This window comes from Leptolyngbya sp. FACHB-671 (assembly GCF_014695745.1).
Classification (GTDB): domain Bacteria; phylum Cyanobacteriota; class Cyanobacteriia; order Elainellales; family Elainellaceae; genus JAAUTN01.
The window spans coordinates 1-2,440 of the sequence record NZ_JACJOV010000016.1 but is presented as its reverse complement, the minus strand read 5'-3'; the positions used below and the strand labels follow the sequence as shown (position 1 = coordinate 2,440).

At 49.5% G+C, this 2,440-nt stretch carries 4 protein-coding genes; 2 read left to right on the top strand and 2 right to left on the bottom strand.

Annotated elements, in window-relative coordinates; genetic code table 11:
- Window positions 1-418 (bottom strand): TetR/AcrR family transcriptional regulator (locus tag H6F93_RS00720; protein ID WP_190678292.1); only part of this gene is annotated, 418 nt, incomplete at its 3' end.
- Between the two features lie 121 nt (window positions 419-539).
- On the opposite strand from H6F93_RS00720, the gene H6F93_RS00715 reads away from it, so the two are divergent.
- Complete coding sequence (locus H6F93_RS00715) at window positions 540-1,214, top strand: GNAT family N-acetyltransferase (protein ID WP_190678289.1); 675 nt, start codon at window positions 540-542, stop codon at window positions 1,212-1,214.
- Window positions 1,215-1,227: 13 nt separating this feature from the next.
- Window positions 1,228-1,923 carry an SDR family NAD(P)-dependent oxidoreductase gene (locus H6F93_RS00710; RefSeq protein WP_190678286.1) on the top strand — a complete coding sequence of 232 codons (696 nt, stop codon included), beginning with the start codon at window positions 1,228-1,230 and terminating at the stop codon, window positions 1,921-1,923.
- A 153-nt stretch (window positions 1,924-2,076) separates the two neighbouring features.
- Here H6F93_RS00710 and H6F93_RS00705 read toward each other — a convergent pair whose 3' ends face one another.
- On the bottom strand, window positions 2,077-2,325 hold the full coding sequence (locus H6F93_RS00705) for an alpha/beta fold hydrolase (protein ID WP_524537873.1): 249 nt from the start codon (window positions 2,323-2,325) through the stop codon (window positions 2,077-2,079).
- Window positions 2,326-2,440: the final 115 nt, after the last annotated feature.

The following is a 2,440-nucleotide window of genomic DNA, read 5'->3' as shown; positions in this document are numbered from 1 at the left end:
CTTCTATAGACTCACGCAGCGAAGCAAAGCCATACTGATCTATTTCAGCCAGATCATCTGCTGCCAAAACGGCTGGAGCCTCAATGAAGACCAACCGCCGCAGTTCGTCCTGGTGAGCTACTTCTAGAAATGCCTGACAGCCGACGATGAGCTGCTGCCAGTTGGTGTCTAAGGGCTGAATTTTAGCTTGGATGTAGTCTGTGATCTCACTGTAGGCTTCAACGATGACCGCCTTAAACACGCCCAACTTATCGTTGAATTGGTGATACAAGGCTCCCCGCGTAATCCCTAATTCGCTGATGATTTCCTCGGTTCCCGTAGCGGCATACCCCTTTGTGGCAAACAAGTGACGCGCTCGATCCAGAATGGCGCGACGAGTGCGACGAGTTTGTTCCGCTTTGGTCAACTTGGCAGGCATGGTGAATCGCTTGGCTTTAACATTCAGACAGTATGTATCTTGACAAGAGGAAGGCTCTCTCGCTACTTTGAGATACATACAGATTGTATCTTTATGTGAGGAATTTCCTCCAAGGGGTTTTATGTTAGCCGCCCTCAGCACTCGCAAAGCAACAACTGCTGATATTCCATTCCTCACCCAAATTGAGTACGAAGCTTCTTTGCCACCATTCGATCACTGCTTTTGGGAAGATCTGTTAGAGGGGACTGGAACCACTGCCTTGCAGTTTATCGAGGCAGAACTGAGGACAGATGCTTCTAACTGGGGCAACGTTGAAGATTTTCTGATCTTGGAGACTGAAGGAAAGCCCGTTGCTGCCGCAGCAGGCTATATGCCTGATACAGAAAACTATTGCCCGTTGCGCCTTTCCGGTCTAGAGGCGATCGCCCAGGAGTTAAACTGGTCTACCGAAACCTTAAGCGTCTTTCGCGATCGCTATCTGGCACTGTGGGGAGGGGATGTGCGACCGTTTTTCCTCACACCCCAGGCAACCTGGATTATTGAAAATGTTGCGGTGTTGCCAGGAGCGCGGGGACGAGGCTTTGGTAAAGCGTTACTCAGAGCCTTGTTAGAGGAGGGGCGATCGCAGCAGCATGCCTTTGCCGGAATTATGGTGATCAACGGCAATGATGTCGCTCGCCATACCTATGAGTCCATTGGGTTTAAGCCCTATCAAACCTTCCACGCCGATTACTTCTCGGAACAATTCAATATTGAGTTTCCGGGAGTGACAAAGTTTGGTCTGCGCCTCAATTAACGGGAGAAAAGCAATGTCTTTTAGGACGATTCTGGTCGCTGGTGCGAGTCGCGGCATTGGACTTGCGGTTGCAGAACATTTGATGAATCAGTGCGATCGCCTATTGGCGGTGTCTCGAACCGTGGCTCCGGCGGGTGAATGGGTAGAGGCAGATTTGTCTGACCTGGCAGGAATAGAAACAGTGGTCAACGCGATCGGGGATGATGCTTTAGATGCGTTGCTATATATGGGTGGAACCTGGGAAACCCACGCATTTACTCCTCAATATCGCTTTGAAGCCTGTTCTGATGAGGACATTGTTCGTGTGATTGCCGTCAATCTGGTCGCTCCCATTCGCTTGGTGAAAGCGTTATTGCCTGCCCTGCGGCTATCGGATAATCCCAAAATCATTTTTATGGGGGCGCTCTCCGGCCGAGATAACTTCCCAGGAAGAGAGGTTGCCAATAGTGCATCGAAGTTTGGACCGCGCGGAGTTGTGCATTCCTTAAGGGAAGAATTACGATCGCAGCAGATTGGTGTAACGGTGATTAACCCTGGCAATGTTGGCACACCCGAAGTTTTAGCAGATCTCGCAGCAGCCAATCTGATGGGTGGCGAAGCCATCCCTCTAAACGATCTTCTTTCCATCATTGACTGTGTTCTCTCTTTATCACGAGCTACTTGTATTAAAGAGATTGATTTACCTGCAATGCTAGGTGAGGGAGCTTAAATTTATGGCACTGGCGATTAGTTGTTGCGATGATTAAATGAGTTGCTAGTTGTCAGCTACCTAACACTGCGTTGGTGCGGACGGCAGAACGCCTATCGGTGAGGGTTCGAGGTTATCTGCCGCCGCACAACTTTACCGTTGGGCGGCAGCTTTCTACACGTATAAATTTTCACGTTTGTCGATGCGACTCAGAAAGTCTCGAACAAAAGTAACAACTTCTGTTAAATGCGTCTTCAGCAACCAGTGTCCACCGTCTAAGATATGAAGTTCAGCGTGAGGTAGATCTCTGAGATATGCCCGCGCCGCGCCTTCAGGCATATAACCGTCCTGCAGACCCCAGACAATCAATGTTGGCGGCTGGTGCTCACGTAGATAGGCTTGGTACTTGGGAAACCAATTAATACGGAATCCGGATGGTAGAGTGACACTAATTTATTCCTCCTTCCACCAATGAAAAAGTGTGTGTCCACGAATGGTGTCTGGCATGGCTGAAAGAGTAAGACAACGAGAAGCTAAC

Bases quoted from the DNA above. Each gene is read 5' to 3' on its own strand.
- H6F93_RS00715 (WP_190678289.1), top strand. From the start codon at position 540: ATGTTAGCCGCCCTCAGCACTCGCAAAGCAACAACTGCTGATATTCCA.
- H6F93_RS00710 (WP_190678286.1), top strand. From the start codon at position 1,228: ATGTCTTTTAGGACGATTCTGGTCGCTGGTGCGAGTCGCGGCATTGGA.